The sequence below is a fragment of the Streptomyces sp. WAC00040 genome, assembly GCF_056835925.1.
Window position 1 is genome coordinate 733029 of sequence record NZ_JAKQZE010000004.1, and the last position, 20148, is coordinate 753176.

General features: G+C 68.2%; 21 protein-coding genes and 5 pseudogenes. 8 read left to right on the forward strand and 18 right to left on the reverse strand.

What is annotated here, in order from left to right:
• Nucleotides 1-21 precede the first annotated feature (21 nt).
• The 5 genes and pseudogenes from MDN94_RS33890 to MDN94_RS33910 all read right to left on the reverse strand — a co-directional run bounded on the left by MDN94_RS33890 (nucleotide 22) and on the right by MDN94_RS33910 (nucleotide 2448).
• Complete coding sequence (locus MDN94_RS33890) at nucleotides 22-558, reverse strand: GNAT family N-acetyltransferase (RefSeq protein WP_482729645.1); 537 nt, start codon at nucleotides 556-558, stop codon at nucleotides 22-24.
• Between the two features lie 54 nt (nucleotides 559-612).
• Nucleotides 613-973: pseudogene (locus tag MDN94_RS33895) on the reverse strand (ATP-binding protein); the annotation flags it as partial.
• Nucleotides 974-1048: 75 nt separating this feature from the next.
• A pseudogene (locus MDN94_RS33900) lies at nucleotides 1049-1219 on the reverse strand (IS21-like element helper ATPase IstB); the annotation flags it as partial.
• Nucleotides 1220-1384: 165 nt separating this feature from the next.
• A complete protein-coding gene (locus MDN94_RS33905; protein ID WP_482729646.1) occupies nucleotides 1385-1876 on the reverse strand; it encodes a DUF4265 domain-containing protein in 492 nt (163 codons plus the stop codon).
• A gap of 80 nt (nucleotides 1877-1956) precedes the next feature.
• Nucleotides 1957-2448: a hypothetical protein gene (locus tag MDN94_RS33910; RefSeq protein ID WP_482729647.1), complete on the reverse strand. Its 492-nt coding sequence runs from the start codon at nucleotides 2446-2448 to the stop codon at nucleotides 1957-1959.
• Nucleotides 2449-2897: 449 nt separating this feature from the next.
• Between MDN94_RS33910 and MDN94_RS33915 the strand changes: the two genes are divergently transcribed.
• Nucleotides 2898-3714 (forward strand): IS5 family transposase gene (locus MDN94_RS33915; RefSeq protein ID WP_482729648.1). Its coding sequence is split into 2 segments (ribosomal slippage): nucleotides 2898-3247 and nucleotides 3246-3714, totalling 819 coding nucleotides; the frame shifts between segments, so codons are not numbered across the junction.
• 8 nt (nucleotides 3715-3722) lie between these two features.
• On the opposite strand, the gene MDN94_RS33920 is transcribed toward MDN94_RS33915, so the two are convergent.
• A complete protein-coding gene (locus MDN94_RS33920) occupies nucleotides 3723-4088 on the reverse strand; it encodes a hypothetical protein (protein ID WP_482729649.1) in 366 nt (121 codons plus the stop codon).
• A 476-nt stretch (nucleotides 4089-4564) separates the two neighbouring features.
• Nucleotides 4565-5413, reverse strand: a complete 849-nt coding sequence (locus tag MDN94_RS33925) for an SDR family NAD(P)-dependent oxidoreductase (RefSeq protein WP_482729650.1) — start codon at nucleotides 5411-5413, stop codon at nucleotides 4565-4567.
• 104 nt (nucleotides 5414-5517) lie between these two features.
• Between MDN94_RS33925 and MDN94_RS33930 the strand changes: the two genes are divergently transcribed.
• Together MDN94_RS33930 and MDN94_RS33935 are read left to right on the forward strand one after the other, a co-directional pair.
• Nucleotides 5518-6129, forward strand: a complete 612-nt coding sequence (locus MDN94_RS33930) for a CGNR zinc finger domain-containing protein (protein WP_482729651.1) — start codon at nucleotides 5518-5520, stop codon at nucleotides 6127-6129.
• Between the two features lie 711 nt (nucleotides 6130-6840).
• Nucleotides 6841-7713 carry a universal stress protein gene (locus MDN94_RS33935; protein WP_482729652.1) on the forward strand — a complete coding sequence of 291 codons (873 nt, stop codon included), beginning with the start codon at nucleotides 6841-6843 and terminating at the stop codon, nucleotides 7711-7713.
• A gap of 143 nt (nucleotides 7714-7856) precedes the next feature.
• Here MDN94_RS33935 and MDN94_RS33940 read toward each other — a convergent pair whose 3' ends face one another.
• The 5 genes from MDN94_RS33940 to MDN94_RS33960 form a co-directional block, all read right to left on the reverse strand.
• Nucleotides 7857-8483 (reverse strand): class I SAM-dependent methyltransferase, encoded by a 627-nt coding sequence (locus MDN94_RS33940; RefSeq protein ID WP_482729653.1) that lies wholly within the window; start codon nucleotides 8481-8483, stop codon nucleotides 7857-7859.
• Between the two features lie 131 nt (nucleotides 8484-8614).
• Nucleotides 8615-10513 carry a glycoside hydrolase family 15 protein gene (locus MDN94_RS33945; protein WP_482729654.1) on the reverse strand — a complete coding sequence of 633 codons (1899 nt, stop codon included), beginning with the start codon at nucleotides 10511-10513 and terminating at the stop codon, nucleotides 8615-8617.
• Between the two features lie 460 nt (nucleotides 10514-10973).
• The gene (locus MDN94_RS33950; RefSeq protein WP_482729655.1) at nucleotides 10974-13358 is read right to left on the reverse strand and encodes a phosphoketolase family protein; all 2385 of its coding nucleotides are present in this window, start codon (nucleotides 13356-13358) and stop codon (nucleotides 10974-10976) included.
• Between the two features lie 488 nt (nucleotides 13359-13846).
• A complete protein-coding gene (locus tag MDN94_RS33955; protein ID WP_482729656.1) occupies nucleotides 13847-13990 on the reverse strand; it encodes a hypothetical protein in 144 nt (47 codons plus the stop codon).
• A gap of 178 nt (nucleotides 13991-14168) precedes the next feature.
• Entirely contained in the window at nucleotides 14169-14597 is a 429-nt protein-coding gene (locus MDN94_RS33960; RefSeq protein ID WP_482729657.1) for a MerR family transcriptional regulator, read from the reverse strand.
• A gap of 48 nt (nucleotides 14598-14645) precedes the next feature.
• Between MDN94_RS33960 and MDN94_RS33965 the strand changes: the two genes are divergently transcribed.
• Nucleotides 14646-15446, forward strand: coding sequence for an MBL fold metallo-hydrolase (locus MDN94_RS33965; protein ID WP_482729658.1), 801 nt, complete (start codon nucleotides 14646-14648; stop codon nucleotides 15444-15446).
• Between the two features lie 28 nt (nucleotides 15447-15474).
• On the opposite strand, the pseudogene MDN94_RS33970 reads toward MDN94_RS33965, so the two are convergent.
• Nucleotides 15475-15720, reverse strand: a pseudogene (locus MDN94_RS33970) (IS5/IS1182 family transposase); the annotation flags it as partial.
• 19 nt (nucleotides 15721-15739) lie between these two features.
• Nucleotides 15740-16024: pseudogene (locus tag MDN94_RS33975) on the reverse strand (DUF4259 domain-containing protein); the annotation flags it as partial.
• A 91-nt stretch (nucleotides 16025-16115) separates the two neighbouring features.
• On the opposite strand from MDN94_RS33975, the gene MDN94_RS33980 reads away from it, so the two are divergent.
• The 3 genes from MDN94_RS33980 (at nucleotide 16116) to MDN94_RS33990 (ending at nucleotide 17899) form a co-directional block, all read left to right on the forward strand.
• Nucleotides 16116-16613, forward strand: a complete 498-nt coding sequence (locus tag MDN94_RS33980; RefSeq protein WP_482729659.1) for a flavodoxin domain-containing protein — start codon at nucleotides 16116-16118, stop codon at nucleotides 16611-16613.
• Between the two features lie 4 nt (nucleotides 16614-16617).
• Nucleotides 16618-17205 carry an Rv1733c family protein gene (locus tag MDN94_RS33985; RefSeq protein ID WP_482729660.1) on the forward strand — a complete coding sequence of 196 codons (588 nt, stop codon included), beginning with the start codon at nucleotides 16618-16620 and terminating at the stop codon, nucleotides 17203-17205.
• Between the two features lie 64 nt (nucleotides 17206-17269).
• Complete coding sequence (locus tag MDN94_RS33990; protein WP_482729661.1) at nucleotides 17270-17899, forward strand: CBS domain-containing protein; 630 nt, start codon at nucleotides 17270-17272, stop codon at nucleotides 17897-17899.
• A gap of 88 nt (nucleotides 17900-17987) precedes the next feature.
• Here MDN94_RS33990 and MDN94_RS33995 read toward each other — a convergent pair whose 3' ends face one another.
• On the reverse strand, nucleotides 17988-18116 hold the full coding sequence (locus MDN94_RS33995) for a DUF1918 domain-containing protein (RefSeq protein WP_482729662.1): 129 nt from the start codon (nucleotides 18114-18116) through the stop codon (nucleotides 17988-17990).
• A gap of 24 nt (nucleotides 18117-18140) precedes the next feature.
• On the opposite strand from MDN94_RS33995, the gene MDN94_RS34000 reads away from it, so the two are divergent.
• Nucleotides 18141-18347, forward strand: a complete 207-nt coding sequence (locus MDN94_RS34000) for a hypothetical protein (RefSeq protein ID WP_482729663.1) — start codon at nucleotides 18141-18143, stop codon at nucleotides 18345-18347.
• Between the two features lie 25 nt (nucleotides 18348-18372).
• On the opposite strand, the gene MDN94_RS34005 is transcribed toward MDN94_RS34000, so the two are convergent.
• The 3 genes and pseudogenes from MDN94_RS34005 to MDN94_RS34015 all read right to left on the reverse strand — a co-directional run bounded on the left by MDN94_RS34005 (nucleotide 18373) and on the right by MDN94_RS34015 (nucleotide 20135).
• Nucleotides 18373-19059, reverse strand: coding sequence for a helix-turn-helix domain-containing protein (locus MDN94_RS34005; protein WP_482729664.1), 687 nt, complete (start codon nucleotides 19057-19059; stop codon nucleotides 18373-18375).
• A gap of 232 nt (nucleotides 19060-19291) precedes the next feature.
• A pseudogene (locus tag MDN94_RS34010) lies at nucleotides 19292-19381 on the reverse strand (IS5/IS1182 family transposase); the annotation flags it as partial.
• 28 nt (nucleotides 19382-19409) lie between these two features.
• On the reverse strand, nucleotides 19410-20135 hold the full coding sequence (locus tag MDN94_RS34015) for a hypothetical protein (RefSeq protein ID WP_482729665.1): 726 nt from the start codon (nucleotides 20133-20135) through the stop codon (nucleotides 19410-19412).
• Between the last annotated feature and the right edge of the window lie 13 nt (nucleotides 20136-20148).

Genomic DNA, 20148 nt, shown 5'->3' on the forward strand with positions numbered 1-20148 from the left:
ACCACGCCCCGATGTCTGTGCTCAGCTGACGTCGGCGGCCGATAGGGCTTCGCGGGTCATCGGCAGGGTCGGCAGTCTTCCTCGCCAGAGGTAACGCTCGCCTGTGATCTCAAAGCCGTGGCGGTGGTAGAACCGGATCGCGCTTTCGTTGTAGTCGGCGACCCCCAGGCGGATGCGTGCGGGTCCTGCCCAGGTAAGGAACTCGGTCATCATGCGGCTACCGAGTCCGTGGCCCTGGGCGTGGTCCAGCAGATACATCGGTCCGAGGGTGACCGATTCTTCCAATTCTTCCCAGTGGCCGCAGAGATAGCCGACGATCTCCGTCTCGGACCGGACGACACGGCAGAAGTGCGGGGCACGGTGCTGGTTTGCTACCTCGATGAACTTTCGCCACTGCGCGATGCCTTCCGCAGTGGCGGACGAACCGCGGTGCTCACGGATCCAGGACTCATCGACCTCTGCGTCTGCGTTGGGGTAGTTCCGCAGCCAGTTCCGCAGATGCAAGGGCCCCAACGTCGCGGCGTCGTCAGGATGAGCTGCGGTAATCACATAGGTCATGCCAGACAATACTGACGCACTGGCCCCGTCCCCGTGCAACTGCCCCGAAGAGGTTCAGCCGGCTTTGGTGGGCTCCTCCGCTCGGGCTCGGGTGCTGGCACGGCGGTAGGAGTCGGTGCCGGTTTCGATGGTGGTGCCGTCGAACGTGAGCCGTCGACGATGGCCGCGCAAGGCGGGGATCGGTGAAGGTCTTGGTCCAGCCGCCGAAGGACTCATTCGAGGCGATGGCGACACTGTTCTTCTCCTCGGCCTCGGTCAGGACCTGGAAGAGAAGTTCGGCGCCACGGCGGTCGAATTCCATGTAGCCGAGCTCATCGAGGCAGAGAAGGTCGACGCGCCCGAAGCGGGCGATGGCCTTGTTCAGTTGCTTCTCATCGGCGGCCTCGACCAACTCGTTCACCAGCTTGGCCGCGAGTGTCGGCGTACACATGAACTTTGAGGAGCACCCCGACAGCGAGCGTGTAACGGACACGGAAGCCCTTCATGGGGCCCGCAGGGACTTGTCCCGGGGGAAGCTCGCCGCCTTGATCCGCCTTTCCGAGCGGCGCCGGGCCCGATCGTCGCACTCGGCCATCTGCACCTCGGCGAGGAAACCGCGGTAGGTCATCTGCTGCCGGTCTGCGATGTCGCAGAACTCGTGACGGATCGAGGGCAGCCGCAGAGGCGCCTTCGATTCCGGGTCGGCAGTAGAAGTCTCGATGCCAACATTCCTGCATTCAGGAAATCCGAAGGAGCACAAACGCGAACTCAGGGGCACGAGGCGACTCCGTCGAGCGGGAAGGGCCGGTTCCCCTGGCGCAGGCAAGCGCCGGTCGACGGACGCGGATCAGCTTCCGGCAGAGAAGGACTTGGCATCGGCCCACTCCCAGACTGCGCCGGCCTCTGTGACCTCGCGGTCCATGACCTCGAATAGCTTCGAGGGGTTCATCTGGGAGGAGATGTCGACGGCGACGTGGCGGTCGCCGTTCCATTCGCTCAGCAACCCGGCTTCTTTGATCGTGTTCTTGACGCGTGTGATGGCCTGGTGCAGTCGCTCCGGGTCTGGGCTGGGCATGAGGAGCATACGCAGGACACGCTGTCCGGAGAGCCCTACGACCTCCGTGACCTGGTCATCGTCTGAGAGGAGTACGCGGTCTCCGAGCGCGAGGCCGTAGGTGCAAAACGGTATGCAGGCGATGGTGAACGTGCCGTCGTCGAGGGGCTTCAGCCAGATCTGTTCCATCTGTCCGTGGAGCCCGAACGGCGCCAGATCTGCCTGGGCAATGTAGTTGCTGGCGGCACGACCGACAGGATCGTCGTGGACGATGAAGATGGTCATGTGCTCCCTTGCCCGATTGGCTGCTCCGCCATGATGCCGTGGCCCTTCCCCCTCAGTCGCCAGCGGGGCATCGAGGCTGCTCATCGGCGGGTGTTCGATGCTTGCTCTGCATCCGGTGGGCTCACTGCGCTGGTGTAACAGAGGCCTGCTTTGACGCCGAGGGAGACGGCATTCGCGAGGTGGAGCGGGTCGGCGCCGTTGGCGAGGGCTTCTTCGAGGATGCGGTCCTGCCTCAGCCGGTCGACGCCCACCGGCAGATCCTTGACCAGCCTGTCCATCCAGAACGTGCCGACCGCCTGGTTGCTGTGTTCCGGCGGATCAGCAGGTGTGAGTTGGTGCTGTTGGGCCATCGGCGATGGCGATGGCCGTGTAGTCGGAGATCGCCTGTCCGGATCGGCTCGGGCGTCCGGCGAGTCCACCTGCTCGAGCAGTATCGAGCGGATCTGGCGGGCTGGCAGTCCACGGATGGCGGACAAGGCCACGACCACACGAAGGGCCGGATCCTGCAGTGCGGCGCGAGCAACGGATTCTACTTCGTCAGCAGTGAGGGACGCGGGGATCTTGATCGCCACCTTGCCCCCCTTGATGCCTCGCATCGGGTTGGCAAAGATCAATCGCTCGTACGACTCTCGGCCCGGCAAGCGGCGAGCAACTCCGCGAGGCTGCCCGGCGGGTGGTGCAGCACGCGGGCGCCGGACACGGTGCGCTCCTGGATCGACGGGATCCGTCGCCGCCCACCCCGGGGACCCGATACCCATCTCGACCTCCAGGCCGGAGGCCGTGGCGTAACGGCACCAGGCTCCCCAAGGTGGAGTTCCACGGCCCATGCTCCGTCGAGATACCGGGAGCCGGGTCCAAGACCCCTGCCAGGTCGCCCAACTCCGCATCGAGATCGACGTACCGCATCGGCCTCGCCCCTGTTCATGGCTTCCGACCGGCCGACGAATCGTCGCACGTACTCACCAAATGAGACGACGTCTAAGACCGTGTCCTACGTGGTGAGGCGGTCGTTGGGCTGATCATGGGGCGGGGTACGTGGAGTTGGATTGTTCCGGACGGACTGTGGGAGATCGCGGAGCCGTTGATCCCGCCGTCGAGGGTGCGGCCGCAGGGTGGCGGGACGCAGGACATGCCTGACGAGACGGTGTTCGCGGCGATTATCTACGTGCTGGTCAGCGGATGCGCCTGGCGCGCGTTGCCGCCCTGCTTCGGGATGTCGAAGTCGACGGCTCACCGCAGGTTCGTGATCTGGTCGCGTGCCGGCGTGTGGGGCCGGCTGCACGAGGAGATCGTGCACCGGCTCGACGATGCCGGCCTCATCGATGTCTCCCGCGTCGTTCTGGACTCCGCCCACGTGCGCGCAAAAAAGGGGCGAACACACAGGTCCGAGCCCCGTGGACCGGGGTAAGCCGGGTTCCAAGATGCACGTCTTGTCGGACGCGAAGGGGCTGCCCCTGGTCGTCGGCGTCTCCGCCGCGAACGTCCACGACAGCGAAGGCTTGAAGCCGATGTTGGCCGCCCACCAAACGAGACACGACCCGCATCGCGGCCGCCACTTCAAGCCTCAGCGCTTGCATGCCGACAAGGCCTACGACCGGGCTGACCTGCGTAGATGGTTACGCGGTAAGCGCATCGGCGTCCGCATCGCACGCAAAGGCATCGAGTCCAGCCAGCGATTGGGGCGCCGAAGGTGGGTCATCGAGCGCACCATGTCCTGGCTGACCGGCTACCGCAGACTCAACCACCGCTACGAGCAAAACCCCCGCAACTACCTGGCCTTTCTCGGCCTCGCCGCAGCCTTGTGCTGCTACAAACAACTCCTCCGCCTCACCACGTAGGACACGGTCTAACTGCAGATGCGCTTGAAGGCACTCGCACCGGGCCGGGCGCGGAACTTCACCTCATGCCCAGCATCGTCGGTGAAGACGGCCTCCGTCTCGGACTTCAAGGTCATCGTGCCGCGCTGGGTGGGGTTGTCCCACCCTTCGGGCGGGTTTCCCGAGCCATCGGAGAGTGGGGTCTCCGCTTCGAAATACGTCGAGCCGATACGGGCCTCGTCGATCCCGCAATGCGTATAGAGGTCGAAGGAAATCGTCCGGCCGGACGGTGTCGCCCGGACGGCGTCTGAGCCCTCGTCAGCCGGGGCACAGCCCGTGAGCACCCCAGCAGCCAGCGTGAGGGCGAAGATGATTTGTCCAGCTCTCTCAGTCATGGCCTTTCGACGCTCAGGCCAAGTCGGCGGTTCCGCACCTCACAGCGGTGAGCCACGGGAGGGTGTCGTGCAGCGATGCCCATCGGCTCGGCCGGTCCGACTGGCGACGCCGCCATCAAGCCCGGTCCCGGGCCCGTTCTCCCGAAGCTGCCGTGAAGTGACAAGCAGCTCCCTGTAATCAGAGTTGTGGCCGGTCAGGGAGGGAGAGGCGAGGACCCGGCCGGCGTGGAGGGCGGCGAAGTCGGCGTGCGCCTGCTCAGCGGTCAACCGGCGAGATTGGCCGGCCTGCGGCAACATCGCGCCGAGGCGCGGCCGTTGCGTTGAACTTGGAGATCCTTTCCCGGGTCCAGGTCGGATGACTGTCGGCGGGGTGTGCTTGGGCGCGGTTCGGGCGCTGTGTTCGGGCCGGGCGTGTGCGGATTGCGTCGCCGAGGGGGCCTCTGCTGTCAGCGCCGAGGCCCCTGCGGGACGTGCGATCACCTGTCGACGGCGTCCGTCACGCGATTCCAGTTGTCCAGGTCTGCGGTGCGGGCCTCCAGGGCGGTGCGCATGCCGATGGCGCCGGAGGTGCCGAGGGCCAGGCGCAGCGGGGGGTTGGGGCTGTCGACCGCGGTTCGGATGCCTTCGGCGATCCGGGCTGCGGAGGAGAACGCGGATGGGGGCAGTTCTCCGATGCCCTTCTGGACCTCGCGGACGGTCTGGTCGTAGTCGTCGAGGCCGGCCGCGACGTCGAGGTTGGACAGGAAGGGGGTGGCGGTCATTCCGGGCTGGATGATCGTGACCTTGATGCCGAGCGGTGCGACCTCTGCCACCAGCGCGTCCGACAGTCCCTCGACCGCGTACTTGGTCGCGGCCAGAAGTCCCACGCCGGGGTGGGCGGACTGCCCGTAGACCGAGGAGCCCTGGAGGATGTGTCCGGATCGCTGGGCGCGGAGTACCGGCAGCGTCGCGCGGAGCACGTTGAGCACGCCGAAGACGTTGGTGTCGAACACGGCGCGGACTTGCGTGTCGGAGGCTTCCTCGACGGCTCCGAAGAGTCCGTAGCCGGCGTTGTTGGCCACCACGTCGATGCGGCCGAACCGCGAGAGCGTGCGCTCCACCGCTTCCCGGACGGACTGCTCGTCACGGACGTCTGCCCGGACGAGGAGCAGGCGGTCGCCGTGCGCTTCGGTCAGTTCGTCCAGGGAAGCGGTGTCGCGGGCGATCGCCGAGACGACATCGCCGTTCTCCAGTGCCTGGAGGGCCAGTTCGCGGCCGATGCCGGAGGTCGCGCCGGTGATGAGCCATGTGCGGGGGCTGATCTGCTGGTTCGAAGTTCCATTCATGTTGCGACCGTAAGCTGTTAGCTCATAACGAGTCAACCAAAGGGGCGCCCTACGTTGCTCGTTAGGCGGCTTAGTACCTCGTCTTGCTGATGTAGGATGGGGTGATGAGCAGTGCTGCAGCCGGATCTCCGAAACCCAGCCCCCGCACCGTCATGCCCGCAGTGGAGACCGTGCTCGCGTTCGTGAACACGCGCGCGGACGGAGGCGGACGGCGAGAGCTGTTCGGGGACGGGCGCTCGTTCGCGGCGTGGCTCGCGGAGCACGACGAGTGCGGCGGCGAGACCGTGGCGACCGACGCCGATGCCGCGGCCGCACGCGAGCTGCGTGACGCCCTGGTGACCCTGCTGCTCGCGCACTCGGGCGATGAGGAGAGCCTGGGCGAGCCGCTCCAGCACGCCGAGCAACACCTGCGGCGGGCAGGTGCGCTCTATCCGCTGGCGACGGTGGTCACAGCCCGCGGTGTCGAGCTGGCGTCGCCACAGGCAGGGGTGCCGCGTGTGTTCGGGACCGTACTGGCCGCGGTGACGACCTTCGCGCAGACCGGCGACTGGGGCCGCATCAAGGCGTGCCGCAACCCCCCGTGCCATTTCGGTTTCTTCGACCGCACTCGCAACGGGGCAGGGCTGTACTGCAGTACCGGCTGCGGCTCCCAGGTATCCATGCGCAATTACCGCCAGCGGCAGCGCCGGGAGAGTGAGGCACCGCCCGAGGCGTGAGGTCGCGGCCCCGCGTGCCCCCTCGAAACTGCGACCACCCGCGCCTGCCGTCCTCAGCCTGAAGACGGCACCCCGCCATGAGATTTCCGTCCAGGGTGCTGAGGCGGGCGAGGGTCTGGATGGCGGGGGTTCGTCGCGGGCTTGGCGATACCGGGCGCCCGCCCGCAGGTAGCTCAGGTCGGTGCCGTTCGCGGCGGTGGCCACCTTGCACAAGGAGCCGGCGGGGTTGCGGACAGCCGGGGGGCCGAGCGGCGCGACCGGCTCGTAGGCATCTGTGAAGCGATTACGCAGGACGCGGGTGGATCGACCTGTGAAGACCCGTTCCAGCCTGGTCCGCGAACCCCGCAGCCGCGTCAGATGCCTGAACCGGCACCAGGACGGACATTGTTCCTGAATGACGCCGCCCTGGCCTCCAAGGCGTCGTTTCCTCGAGACCGAGCTCCGTCGTCGTAGGCGCCGGCCGCGGGCCCGGATCCGTCGCGCGGGCTGTTCCGCGCAACCCGTTCGGCGGAATCGCTCCGGCTCGCTCCGTACGATCCGGCTCGACGGGGAGGATCCTCGGCAACGGTGCCCGGACGACAGCCGTCACCGGAGCGAACCGCTGCGTCCCGGGCCGGTCGGCCCTCGCCTACCGAGCACCGCTCCCCGATGCTGGACGGCATCGGGCGAGCCGCGGTGGCCGTGCCCGTCGAACCGTACGGAGGCTCTCCGATGACCCGCGCGATAACGGCAGGCGTAGACGGATCTCCGGAGAGTCTGGCGGCGGCCGACTGGGCGGCACGCGAAGCCACGCTGCGTGGGGCACCGCTCCGTATCGTGCATGCCCGGCTCGGGCAGCCATCGGACGCACCGGTCGACCAGGACCGGGAGGCGCAGGCCATGTCCGCGGACGCCGTCGTCCACGAAGCCGAGACCCGTGTGCGCGGCCGGTACCCAGGACTTTCCGTCACGGGCGAAGTGGTGCCGGACGTGCCCGCTTGCGCTCTGCTGGGCGAGGCGGAGAAGTCCGACATGCTGGTGCTCGGTTCCAGGGGGCACGGGGCGCTGATGGGCTTCCTCCTCGGCTCGTACGGCCAACAGGTGATCGCCGCCGCGACGATTCCCGTCGTGTCGGTGCGCCACCGGAGCAAGGAGATGCCCGAGGCGGACACCGGCGAGGTCGTCGTGGGCCAGCAGGGTACGCCGGAGGAGAGCGAGCCGGTGCTGCGTTTCGCGTTCGAGGCGGCTGCCGTACGAGGCGCCTCGGTTCGCGCGGTACGGGCCTGGAGTCTGCCGCCGTTCTTCACCTACAGCCCGGGGTGGATGCGGCTCGTCGACGAGGCGGGAGGGCTCGTGCCGTTCGAGGAGAAGACGCTTCGGGAAGCACTCGTGCCTTGGCGTGAGCGGTTCCCCTCCGTAGCTGTGACGGAGCATGTCGAGATCGGAAGCCCCGGGCAGGTCCTGCTGTGGGCCGCCTCGCGCGCCGGGCTGTTGGTGGTGGGCCGCCGGGTGCGGAGCTCTCCTGTGGGCACCCGCATCGGTTCCGTCGCCCACGCCGCCCTCCACCACGCCCCGTGCCCCGTGGCGGTGGTCCCGCCCTCCTGACGACGGATCGTTCAGCTGCTTGCCGATCTCCCGGTTGATCATTGCCGTCGCGGTACCGTCGCATCCGTCACATGCCTGTGGCGACGGGCGTTCGAAACAATCGGGCGCGGGCCTGGGCCGGGCCGTCGCAGGAATGAGCGGACTCACGGGGCCGGGCGGCAGTGCACGCTGACGGCGTAGCCACAGCCTTGGTAATAGGGGTCGCCGCTCCAGGTGGCGTAGCGCTGCCTCAGGGTCAGTCCGGCCTGCGTGCACCAGTGGTCGAACTCCGTGAGGGTCACCGGCGGTTCCGGCAGCGGCAGGTGCGCTGCGTCCAGTCCCATGCCCGTGACCAGCAGACCGCCGGGGCGCAGCGCGGCGGCCAGTTGCCGGACGACAAGGGGTTCGGTGCCGGGGGCCAGCAGGGGGATGACGTTTCCGGCGGCGAGCGCCAAGTCGAAGTCATGCTGCAGGCCGAGGGTGTCCAGACGGGTCAGGTCACCGAGGAGCCATTCCTGCGAGGGGGCGTTTCGGCGGGCTACGGCGAGCATCGAGGAGTCGACGTCCACGCCGGTGCAGCGGTGGCCCAGCTCCGCGAGTCGGACAGCGACCCGGCCGGTGCCGCAGCCGGCGTCGAGTACCCGGGCGGCGGGCTTCAGCAATGCGGTGCAGAAAGTGGCCTCGCCGTGGACGTCCTGACCTGATTCGGCGAGCTGCGCGAAACGCCGAGCGTAATCCTCTCCGGATTGTCCACCGGTCAGTTCCGCCCAACGGTCGCGTCGCCCAGTCATGTTCAAGAATGCCTTCCGGTCAGCGTCGCCCGAGCAGGAGCGAAGACGGTGCCATCACACCATGTGCGACGGTAGCCGGGCACCTCGCGGGATGCCCAGCTCGTCCCCGTCGCCACCCGGCGTCGCACCGCTCATCCCAGCGCCCGGTCGAGGTTGAATGCCGCGCTGATCAGGGCGAGATGCGTGAAGGCCTGGGGGAAGTTGCCGCTCTGCTCGCCGGTGTGGCCGATTTCTTCCGCGTACAGCCCGAGATGGTTCGCGTACGTGAGCATCTTCTCGAACGCCAGTCGCGCGTCCTCGAGGCGTCCGGCGCGGCTGAGCGCCTCCACGTACCAGAAGGAGCAGATCGAGAACGTGCCTTCCTCGCCCCGTAGTCCGTCCGGGCTGGCCTGCGGGTCATATCGATAGACCAGCGAGTCGCTCACCAACTCTTCGCCCAGTGCGTCCAGCGTCGAAAGCCATTTCGGATCCGTCGGGGATATGAATTTCGCCAGCGGCATCATCAGAACGGAGGCGTCGAGGACGCTGTCGCCGTAGTGCTGGAGGAACGCCCCGCGCTCCGCCGACCAACCACTGTCCATGATCTGTCGGTAGATGGCGTCGCGTTGGCCGCTCCAGCGCGCCATGTCGGCCGGCAGCCCGCGATGCTGGGCCAGGCGCATCGCCCGCTCGATCGCCACCCAGCACATCAGGCGCGAGTAGAGGAAGCTCCTGCGTCCGCCACGGGTCTCCCATATGCCCTCGTCGGGCTGGTCCCAGTTGTCGCAGACCCAGTCGACCAGCTCACAGCAGGTGTCCCAGTGTGCGCTGGATATCGGCTCCCCCCACTTGTCGTAGAGATAGATCGAGTCGATGAGGGCTCCGTATATGTCCAGTTGCAGTTGGCCGACCGCGTCGTTGCCCACGCGCACGGGGGCGGAGCCCTGATAGCCCTCGAGGTGGGGCAGCTCACGCTCGGGCAGTTCGCGGCGGCCGTCGACGCCGTACATGATCTGCAGGGGGCCCGTCCCGGAGTCGGAGAGGTGGGCGAACTCGATCAGGAAGCGCATGAACGCCTGCGCCTCCTCTGTGAAACCGAGCCGGAGAAGCGCGTAGACGCAGAAGGCAGAGTCGCGGATCCAGACGTAGCGGTAGTCCCAGTTCCGTTCGCCGCCGATCTGCTCGGGCAGGCTCGTCGTCGGCGCAGCCACGATGGCGCCGGTCGGCACATAGGTGAGCAGTTTGAGCGTCAGCGCGGAGCGGTGCACCATTTCGCGCCAGCGGCCGCGGTAGCGGGACGTGGACAGCCAGCGTCGCCAGTACCGGACGGTGGCCTGGAACAGTTCCTCCGCCTCGGCCTCGGCGCAGACTTTCGGAGCCACCGTGTCCCCGATACGGTCGAGTGCGAAGACGGCACTCTCGCCCTCGTGGAGTTTGAAGAGCGACCACACGTCCCGTCCGTCGTTCTCCCCCGGCACGCTGGACGTCAGGGCAAGAGAGAGCGAGGCCGACTCGAAGATCAGGAAGCCGTGCTCAGTGTGTACGGTGTGCGGCTCGGTGCCGTACCCGAACCGTGGTGAGACCTTGGCCCGGAAGGGCAGTGATCCGCGGACGCAGACCACTCTGCGGATCAGCCGGTGCCGGTCCGCCTCGCGCGAGTCGTCGACGATCGGCATGAAGTCCTGGATCTCGGCCACGCCGTCATCCGCGAAGAAGCGGGTGATGAGCACGTTGGTGTCGGGGAAGTAGAACTGCTTCGTGCGGGCAGGCACGTCCGGCGCGAGCTCGAAGCTCCCTCCCTTCTCGGCGTCCAGGATCGAGGCGAAGACGCTGGGAGCGTCGAAGCGGGAGCAGCAGTACCAGTCGATCGTGCCGTTCGTTCCCACGAGAGCGGCACTGCGCAGGTCCCCGATCAGCCCGTGTTCCGAGACCGGCAGGTACCCGCGGGTGTCGGCGCTCCCGGGAATGCGCACCGTAGGGGGTGCCTCTTGGCCGCTGAGGGGCTCAGCAGGCACGGTGGCCTCCCTCCGCCGGAGGAGAGTGCGTTGCATCAGCTATTTCATAGTACGGTGCGCATTGGGCCGGGTGTCATGTCTGCGTCCGCGACCGACGATGTGCGATATCCGCCGTACAAGCCGGGCACGCCCGAACGCCGTTCCGCCGCGTTGCCGGCCGTGCGCAAGGCCATCCAGTTGATCACTGCGTGACCGGGCGGCAGGCACGCCCGGCCGGCCGGCCGGCCGCGAACCATGATCGGCCGGATCGATGTTTCTTGACCGTGTCACCAGGTATTCCCCCGCTGTCGGAGCCTCTCGTGCTCGAGAACCTGCCGCGAGGCCTCGGCCCGCCTGACCGATCCGGACGGCGCACGCAGCGGCTCACCGGCTGCGGATGCGCGACCTCACGCGGCCTCTCCAGGCCCACGAGGCCTCCTCCGCCGTCACCGGTCCACACGGCCGCCGTATCGAGCCCGACAATGGTCCGTCGGCTCCGCGTCGGGGACGACCGCGCTCACCCGCCCCAGGCCCAGTCGGTGATCTCGGGCATGTCAGTGCCGTGTTCGCGGATCCACGCGTGGTGGCGTGTGCGGGCGTCCGCCATGGCCTGCCGGACGGTCACCGCGCGCACGCCGAGTCCCGGGGTGCGGTCGATGACGTCCATCACGAGGCGATAGCGGTCGAGGTCGTTGCGCACGACCATGTCGAAGGGCGTGGTGGTGGTCCCCATCTCCTTGTAGCCGCGTACGTGCAGCTGGGCGTGGCCGGTGCGGCGGTAGGTGAGCCGGTGGATCAGCCACGGGTAGCCGTGGTAGGCGAAGATCACCGGTTTGCCGGTGGTGAACAGAGCGTCGTACTCCGAGTCCGTCATGCCGTGGGGATGCTCCTCGTGCGGCATGAGGCGGGCCAGGTCGACGACGTTGACGACGCGTACGGCTAGGTCGGGAAGATGGCGGCGGAGCAGATCAGCGGCCGCGAGTACCTCCTGCGTGGGGACGTCGCCCGCACAGGCCAGCACGACATCGGGCTCCTGTCCGGCGCTCTCGGTGCCGGCCCATTCCCAGACACCCGCGCCGCGCGCGCAGTGGAGGCGGGCCTGGTCGAGGGAAAGCCAGTCGAAGCAGGGCTGCTTGCCGGCGACGATCACGTTGACGTGGTCGCGGCTGCGCAGCGCGTGGTCGGCGACGGACAGCAGGGAGTTGGCGTCCGGCGGCAGGTAGACCCGTACGACTTCGGGGCTCTTGTTGAGGACGTGGTCGACGAAGCCGGGGTCCTGGTGGGAGAAGCCGTTGTGGTCCTGGCGCCAGACGTGGCTGGTCAGCAGGTAGTTGAGGGAGGCGACGGGGGCACGCCAGGGCAGTGACCGGGACGTCCTGAGCCACTTGATGTGCTGGTTGACCATCGAGTCGACGATGTGGACGAAGGCCTCGTAGCAGGAGAACAGCCCGTGTCGGCCGGTGAGGAGGTAGCCCTCCAGCCAGCCCTGGCAGGTGTGCTCGGAGAGGATCTCCATCACACGACCGTGCCGGTCCAGATGCTCATCGGTCTCCAGTGTCCGGGCCTGCCAGGCCTTGCCGCTGGCGTCGTAGACCGCCTGGAGTCGGTTCGAGGCCGTCTCGTCCGGTCCGACGAGCCGGAAGTCGCGCCGGCCGGCGGTGGCCGCCATGACGCTTTCGAGCAGATCGCCCAGAACGCGGGTCGGCTCGTGCAGGGTCGCGCCGGGCTTGTCGACGGGTACGGCGAACTCTTCGAGCGGTTCGACGGGCAGTTCCCGCAGGAGCAGGCCGCCGTTGGCGTGCGGAGTCGCGCCGAGCCTGCGGCTGCCTTCGGGCACGCAGGCCAGGACCTCGGGCCGGGGCCGGCCGTACTCGTCGAAGAGTTCCTCGGGCCGGTACGAACGCAGCCATTCCTCCAACTGCGCGAGGTGGGCGGGGTTGTCCCGTACGCCCGCGAGCGGGACCTGGTGCGCTCGCCAGGTTCCTTCGACCGGCAGGCCGTCGACCTCGGCAGGACCGGTCCATCCCTTGGGCGTACGCAGCACGATCACGGGCCATCGCGGGCGTACGAACGTGCCGCCGGTCCGCGCTTCCCGCTGGATCCGGGCGATGCTCTCGAGGGCGGTGTCCATCGCCGCCGCCATGGCGCGGTGCACCGCGACGGGGTCGTCGCCGGTGACGTGCAGCGGCTCGTGCCCGTAGCCGCGCAGCAGCTCGTCGAGCTCCGCTTCGGGCAGCCGGGCGAGCACCGTAGGGTTGGCGATCTTGTAACCGTTGAGGTGGAGCACCGGCAGGACGGCGCCGTCGTGTACGGGATCGAGGAACTTGTTGGAGTGCCACGAGGCCGCGAGCGGCCCGGTCTCGGCCTCGCCGTCACCGATGACACAGGCGACCAGCAGCTCCGGGTTGTCGAGCGCGGCGCCGTAGGCGTGCGAGAGGGCGTAGCCCAGTTCGCCGCCCTCGTGAATGGACCCGGGGGTCTCGGGTGCGACGTGGCTGGGGACCCCTCCGGGGAAGGAGAACTGCCGGAACAGCCGCTCCATACCGGCTTCGTCCCGGCTCACGTCCGGGTAGGTCTCGCTGTAACTGCCCTCCAGCCAGGAGTTCGCCAGCACGGCGGGACCGCCGTGCCCCGGCCCCCAGACACACAGCGCGGAGAGGCCCCGCCGCCGGATGACCCGGTTCATGTGTGTGTGGACGAGGTTGAGCCCGGGGGACGTGCCCCAGTGCCCCAGCAGCCGCGGCTTGATGTCCGCCGGCTCCAGAGGTCGCCTGAGCAGCGGATTGCCCATCAGATAGATCTGCCCGACCGACAGGTAGTTGGCGGCCCTCCAGTGGGCGTCGAGCGCGGCGAGCTCCTCGTCGGACAGCTCGGAGCGATGCTGACGCTTGGCCTTGCGCATGTGTTTCCTCCGTCGATGAGCCGGGGCTTCTCCGATATCTCGACGTGTAACCGGGTCGGTTCCGGCCACGCAGCGCCGAAGTCCTCGGCTCTCCGCCATGTCCGCTCCCGGTACCGGCGGATCCCCTCCGAACTCGTCCCGGCCATGGTTGTCGAGAAGCACTCTCCGTGCACGCTGACACAGCCGGACGGCACCCAAGGAGGGACCGTCCGGCCCCGCTCCGGGCCCTCAGGTCCCTGTGCGGCCCGTAGAGATCGCGGCATCAGCCTGCTTGACGGACCGTCGGCATCGTGCCTTGCAGCGCACCTCGTCCGTGGCCCTACTGCTGGCCGGCATCGTCGTCGAAGTCGTTTTCACCGGCATCCTCATCCATTTCCCGCATGTACAAAGGCCTGTTCGGTACAGCGGCTGGGGGTTGGTCCGTACTCCGAATCTCATCTACTGCGCGTGATCGGTTCTGGCAGCGAATGCGGTGCCCACATGGCATGTCACGATCCCGGCGAAGTGGTGGTCGTGGCCGTCAGGTAGGCGTCGTGCAGGGCGCTGCCCTGTCCGGTGGGGTCGCCGGGTTGCCGGCCGGCGTGCAACAACACGTAGAAGGAGGCGGACATGGTGAGCACGGCGGACGCCACACCGAGGTGCCTGCGGGGGTCCCAGGTGGGCCCGCCGCGCCGGGGGATGTGCGGCCATCGTCGACCGTCTCGTCTTCTGGGGCAGCATCCGCGAGACCGGCGCCGGCTTCTCCCCTCTTCGCCACTGGATGAATGAGTCCGATGTCGCAGTGGTCGTAGGCGATCAGGAATCGTTCGATCACGGCGCCGGTGGTCCAGTTGTGCCAGATGCCGGTGCGGGCACGCTGCCGACGGCCTGCTTGAAGCCGGGACAGTCAACGATCCGCTCGTGATCACAGACCGCGGCGTGGCGGAGGCTGTCACGGAGCCGCTTGAGCCGGCCGATCTGCTCGTCCAAGGCGCGGGCCTTGGCGGCCATGCGGACGCGCAGATCCGCGTCGGAGGGCCGAGCCACGAGGAACCGGCCAATCTCGGCAACCGAGAATCCGGCGCTGCGCGCGCATGTGATCAGCCCCAGGTGTTCCAGCACGTCCGGATGGTAGGTGCGGCGAAGGCCGTTGCGGCCCGCGGGGGCAATCAGGCCCTTCTTTTCGTAGAACCGCAGGGCTGAGGGCGTCAGTCCGCAGCGCCGTGCGACCTCGGCGATGTCCAGCAACGCTTCATCCATCGACGTCTCCTTGACTTGAACCGCGCTTCAAGTTGCAGCCTAGTCGGCATGAAGATCCATCACCTGAACTGCGGATCGGTCCGCACGATCGAAGCAACCTACGACGGCCCACAGCCCACGCCTGCCGTGAATCACTGCCTGCTGGTCGAGACCGACGCCGACGGCTTGGTCCTAGTCGAGACCGGACTGGGTCTCGGCAACGTCGGGGATCCGGGCGGCACGCTCGGCGCCGAGTGGGTCGAGATGGCACAACCCGTGCTCGATGAGGAGGAGACGGCCATCCGGCAGGTCGTCAGGCTCGGCTATGCACCATCCGACGTGCGCCACATCATCATGACTCATCTGGATGTGGACCACAGCGGCGGCCTTCCCGACTTCCCCGGCGCCCAGGTCCACGTGATGGCCGCCGAACTTGCCGTGGCGCGCGCCGAGGCGCCCAGCTTCCGCTACCGCCCGGCCCACTGGGCACACGAACCCAAATGGGTCACCTACGATCACGAGCTTGGCGAGCAGTGGTTCGGCTTCACCGCGTTGGAGCCGAAGGGACTGCCACCGGAGATCAAACTCATCCCCCTCGGGGGTCACACAGTCGGCCACACCGGGGTCGCCGTGCTGAACGGCGACCGGTGGCTCCTCCACTGCGGCGACGCCTACTACTACCACCGGGAAGTCGGCGAATCGAAGGAACCCCATCCGCTGCTCGACATCGTCCAGACGCACTCACAGGCACACCGCGACCTGCGGCTCGGAACTCAGGCCAGACTGCGCGAGCTGGTCCGTGACCACGGTGACCAGGTCGAGATCTTCTCCGCGCACGACCCATGGGAGCTGGCCCGCTACCGCACCTGAGATTTTCCCTGGCGATGTCGCGCCGCGGCCTGGACGCCCCCGTGGAGCCGTCGAGCAGACCGTCTTTGAGGCGGCAGTCTCGGAGGACTTTCCAGGTCTTCATGCGGGCGAAGACGTGCCCGACCCGGGCTCGGACCTGCTTGTGGGACTTGTTGTGGTCCTCTTTCCAAGCCGGGGGCTCGGTCTGGCCGCGCCGGCGGCGGTGTGGGATGACCAGTCCGATTCCCGGGCAGCCGCCGTCGGAGATCGTGAGGGTCCTGCCGACGGCGGCCTTCCGCACGCCCGGCGGCACGTTTGAGCGCGTCTTGGATCATGGCTTCGCGTTCTTCCGCTGCTGCCTCGTCCAGGTCGCCGCCGAAGTCGGCGGCGGTGTCGATGTCGAAGGGGCGTCGCACCCGGCTCGCGCCGGAAGGAGAGGCGGACGTAGCAGTGCGGAGGGACGTCCGGCGCCCTCGGGCCCGGTGACCGGGCCGGAGCAGGCGCGGGGGCTCCGAACTACCGCGTGTGCCGGAGGAGGGCCGTTCGGCCCCCGACCTCTGCCTCGGAGTCCCTTCAACACTCGCGGAACGATGGCGCATGCTCGAAGTAGAAGCACACAAAGGGCGGGCGACGCGCTCAGCGCGCCTCCCCGCGTATCACGGAAGGGCGGTGGGGACAGTGCCTCGCAGTGTGCTGATCACGTATGGGACGAAGAACGGTTCTACCGCCGAGATCGCAGCCATCATCGCCACCGTCATGCGGGACGAGGGGTTGGAGGCGGAGGTCCGGCCGCCGTCCGAGGTGGAGGACGTCCTTCCGTACGACGCGGTGGTGATCGGCGGCGCTCTCTACATGGGCCGCTGGCACCGGGACGCCCGGCGCTTCACCCGGCAGCACGCTCAAGCCCTCTGCCGACGTCCCGTCTGGCTGTTCAGCAGCGGCCCGCTCGACCCCTCGGCGTCGGAGCGGGACATTCCTCCTGTTGCAAGTGCCCGCCGGGCACAGCGGCGCACCGACGCGCTCGGCCACGTGACGTTCGGGGGACGGCTCGTGGCCGGAGCGAAGGGCCGTATGGCCAAGGCGATCCTCGACGAGGGCCGCGGTGGCGACTTCCGGGACTTGAACCGCATCGCGCAGTGGGCCGGCACCGTGGCCGCCGAGATCAAGGCACTCCCGGAAGGATCATGACCCCATGCTCCCGGCAGTCTGGAGCCGCCGATGGCGCGAGCATCCGATGCGCCGCCGGGTGGATGTTCTCGAAGCTCGGTTCCTCCTGGCCGTCGGCGCCGTGGTCCTGGTCGGCGCACCGTGCGTCGGAACGATCGCGGGCTGGTCCGTCTACGGTCACGACCGGGCGGTCGCCGCGGGGCAGGCAGCCACCCTGCAACCGGTGCGGGCGGAAGTCCTTGCAGACGCTCCCGAACCCTCGTCCTGGGCCGATGAGACTTCACGCCCGGCCGCACTTCCCGTACCGGCTCGGTGGACCGCCGCCGGCGGTGAGGAGGTCAAGGGAACGATCCGGGTGCCGCCCGGGACCGTCCGTGGGGAGCGCAAGGACATTTGGCTGGACCGGGAGGGAAGAGTCGCCGCAGCGCCATTGAACGACAGCGACATCTGGGTCGGTGCACTGACCGCCGGCTTGGGCGGAGCAACCCTGACAGTGACCGCCGGAGCGTTCGCCGCGGTGCTCGCCCGAGGGGCCTACGAACGGCGCCGCGCGGCCGGCTGGGATGCCGAATGGGATCAGGTCGAACCGCGATGGAGTCGCCGTTTCACCTGAAGCCGATGTCGAGGAGCGGCCGCAGCGCTGGTGAGCGCCGGTGCACCTACTCAAGGAGGTTGCCATGTCCGCATCGCCACACACTGTGAGCGACGTCATGACCCACACCGCTGTGGCAGTGGGGAGCCGGGCGTCGTACAAGGAGATCGTCGAGCTGATGGACCAGTGGAAAGTCAGCGCGCTGCCCGTGGTGGCAGGCGAAGGACGCGTCATCGGCGTGGTTTCCGAGGCAGACCTCCTGGTCAAAGAGGAGTACCACGTCGACGACGAGGTGCTTCGCGACCGACCGCTCGGAGACACCGCCAAAGCCGGCGCGCTGTATGCGGAGGAACTCATGTCGAGCCCCGCTGTCACCGTCCACGCGGACGCGACCATCGCCGAAGCCGCAAGGATCATGGCGAGACGGCATGTGAAGCGGTTGCCCGTGGTGAACGACCTCGGTCTGCTGGAGGGCGTCGTCAGCAGAGGCGACCTCTTGAAGGTCTTCCTTCGGTCCGACGAGGAGATCGCGGCCGAGATCCGTAACTCCGTCCTACCGGATCTGCCGACCACGGCTGGGCTTGACGTGGAGGTCGCGGACGGTGTGGTGACCCTGGGTGGCCTTCTGCGGGACCGCGCTCTGGTGCCGCTGCTGGCGAAAGCGGTCCGCGCGGTCGAGGGAGTCGTGGACATCCGCTTCGACCTGCGCCAGTGAGGAACGGATCGCGCACTGACAGAGAGTGGACGGAGGCGCACGCGCGGCGCTCGCACCGAACGTGCGGGCGCTACCCATGCACCTCCTGTCACAGGTGTCCACAGTGGGCATCCGGCCCCGGGAAGAACAGCGTGACCCTTCCTGTGTCGGACCAGCGCATGTCATGAGCGGGCTGTCGTCGTGGTGGTGCGTTCCGACCACTTCTCCCCCGACGCACTACCCCGACGGTGGGCCTCGGGCCATGGAGCGTGTGCTGCCGCAGGCGACGCAGGACGGCCTCGCCACGTCGCTCAACTCGCAGGCTGTGGAATGGCCGGACCTGCGCTGGGCGCTGCGCAACCCGGAATCCGGTACGGGATACCCGCAGATGGGGATCCGTTTCGGTTACGGCCCCAAGGCTCGCGCCACCCCGCACAGACCCGTGTCCGACGTCCTGGTCATCACCTGACGCTGTACGGCGACCAGGCCGCGCTTCACCGGTCCCGCACGACGATCCGGCGCCCCGTCACCCGACCGGGCGTCACGGTGATCCACAGGTTACGCGCACCACCGGCCCACGGTGCGCTGCGGCTGTGCGTCTCGAGCCTCCGTACGGCTTCGGGTTCGGTGGCCTCGTGTGCCGCGCCGACGACGAGGACGCTCCACCCCCGGCTGAACGCCTCGTCGATGCGGTCCACCTCGAAGGCGACCTCGTGACCGGCGGCCTTCGCCGGTGCGGCATCGGGTGATGTCCTGAAGGCGACCTCTCCGCCGAGGGCGAGGTAGTTGACCGGGAGGATCGCCGGTCCCGACTCTGTGGTCACTGCGACGCGCCCTACGCCGTTGCTGCCGAGCAGTTCCCAGCACTCCTCGCTGCCGAGCTCCACCAGCTCCGGGTGAAGGGCGGCCCGGCCTACGCCGGGGGGAAGATCGGTCTTGCCACCGGTGAGGTCGTCGACGCTCGTTTCGAGAGCGTCGGCCAGTCGGAGCAGGAAGCCGATGCCGTGCGTGGCGGGGTGCGTCTCCACGTATTCGAGGTACTCGGGCGCCGCACCTGCTCGCCGGGCGACCTCCTCTCGGGAGAGACCCAATTGCTCGCGGCGCGCCGCCACCCGCCTGCCGATGTCGCCCCGGGCCCGGTGTCCTGGGTCTGCCGGACCGGTCTGCTGTCGGTCGGACATCACGGCTCACTTCCTGTCTTGACGACGTCAGGCCGGCGGGCACGATGCGAGAAAGACGGCGTTGCCGTTCCGGCACGCGTCCCGTCCTCCACACGCTAAGGGCTGTCCGGTTCTGCCTGCCTGCTGACATGCGGTGTGGCGCGTTCAGCCTGCGCGGACGACGTCTCGTTCAGCCTGCACGGACGACGTAGGGAGGCGGCGCTGCCGAGCATGGCGTGAGGGACGCTGTCGGGCGGTCCGGGATGACCAGCCCGGTGCCGAGGTAGCCACCATCGGCGATCGTGGTCGTCTTCCCGGCGGCGGCCTCGGCGCCGGACTCCTCCTCTGTCGCGGCGGACCGTGCCATGCGCCTACGCGGATTGCAACTCGCGAACTCGAGCACGGAAGATGCGCCAGCGCCGCTCGTTGTCATGCACCAGCATTGCCGACTCCGCCATCAGGTCCGCCGCCCGGTCCAGCAGTTCGGAAGCCGAATACAAGTAGGCGGGGGCCCTCCGCTCGCCTCCCAGATCGGCCCGAAGTGCCGCCGGTGCGAAGTCGACCTTGGCCAGCAGGTCAAGGACGCGCCGCAACATCCGCGCGATCAGAGACTGCAGTGCGGCCGACTGCCAGTCATTGGCGATGATCCGGTGCCGCTCCCCGAGCAGGTCGGCCAGAGCGGGGTAGGCAGCCAAGCTGCCCGCGATCTCCCAGGCCTGCTCCATCGCCTGAGCCAGCCAGCGACCCGTCTGCTCGGCGTCATCTGCCACCAGCCGGACCTCACGCTTCAACCGCTGCAGTTCCGCCGGCTCGCCGTCACCTTCCATGAAGAGAACTCCCGACTCCGCGACGAGCCCAGGGGCATTCAGGTCCTCGGTGCCGGCAAACCCCACCGCCGACGCCTGCCCACCCACGCCTACCACGCTCCACCGGTCGGCCAGCGCTTTCAGCACCCGGGAGCGCGCCTGCAGCTCACCTGCCTGCCGCAGCGGCGCGTGCGAGTAGTACTCCTCATGCTCGCGATGAAACCGCGCGAGATTGTCGATCAACTGCAGCAGCGACTCGGGAGGGCTGAGCCGCGCTTCATTCTCGGCCATGCCGACAGTCTGC